The 1035-nt window shown below is 78.2% G+C and carries 1 protein-coding gene; it reads right to left on the bottom strand.

What is annotated here, in order from left to right; translation table 11 throughout:
• On the bottom strand, positions 1-1035 hold a 1035-nt coding region (locus tag GTW08_RS20835), incomplete at both ends, for a SpnB-like Rossmann fold domain-containing protein (RefSeq protein ID WP_161152413.1).

Below are 1035 nucleotides of genomic sequence, written 5' to 3'. Positions count from 1 at the left end.
GCGGCGCCGAGCTCGGTCAGCTCCTCGCACAGCTCGGCGGCACCGGGGGCGTCCGGGCCGCGGCGGCTGGCCAGCAGCAGGTTCCGGGTGCGGCCGGTCGTGACGAGGTGCCGGGCGAGCAGCGCGCCGAGCCCGCCGGTGCCGCCGGTGACCAGGACGGTGCCGTCGGGGTCCCAGTCCGCCGCCGTACGCGCGGTGTCCGGCACGGTGTCCGGCGCGATCTCCGGCAGCCGGGCCAGGCGGGCGGCGCGGACCTCGTGCTCGCGGACCAGCAGCTGCTGCTCGTCGAGCAGCAGCAGGTGCGGCAGGACCCCGGCCGAGCGGAACGTGTCGTCGAGGTCGACCAGCCGGATCCGGCCCGGGTTTTCGGTCTGCGCGGCACGCACCAGACCCCAGACGGCGGCGGCCGCCGGGTCGGTGACGGTCTCGCCGTCGGCGGCGACCGCCCCCCGGGTGACGACGACCAGGCGCGCGTCGGCGAGGCGCGGCTCGGCGAGCCACTCCTGCAGCAGGCCCAGCACCCGGGTGGTGAGGGTGTGCACGGCGGCCGCACCGCCGTCGGGGTCGCCGACGACGGGGATGAGGAAGACGTCGGGGGCGAGACCGGTGTCGCCGACGGCGCCGCCCAGGGACTCGGCGTAGGCGCTGACGGTCTCGTCGGCGCGGTGCATCGCGTAGCCGAGGTCGAGCTCGTCGTCGCCGACGACGGCCCAGCGGGTACCCGCGGCGCGGTCACCGAGCTCGACCGGTGTCCAGTGCAGGCCGAACAGCCCGCCCTGCCCGGTCGCGGCGGGTGCCTGCGTGTCGCCCGTGCCGGTGTGCACGGCGTCGGCGGTGAGCACCGGTGCCCCGGTGGGGTCGGTGGCGACGAGGCCGAACGTGCCGGTGCCGGTCCCGGTGAGCCGCACGCGCAGCGTGGTGGCACCGGTGGCGTGCAGGGTCAGGCCCTCGATGCGCGCCGGGCCCGCCCCGGGGTCCGCGGTGGCGGTCGGGCCACCGTCGAGCGCGGATGCGGTGGCCAGCGCGGCGCCCAGC

Origin of the sequence: Pseudonocardia sp. SID8383, assembly GCF_009864975.1 — a bacterium.
Classification (GTDB): Bacteria; Actinomycetota; Actinomycetes; order Mycobacteriales; family Pseudonocardiaceae; genus Pseudonocardia; species Pseudonocardia alni.
The sequence above is the reverse complement of the archived record's forward strand: the minus strand, read 5'-3'. Positions and strand labels throughout refer to the sequence as shown.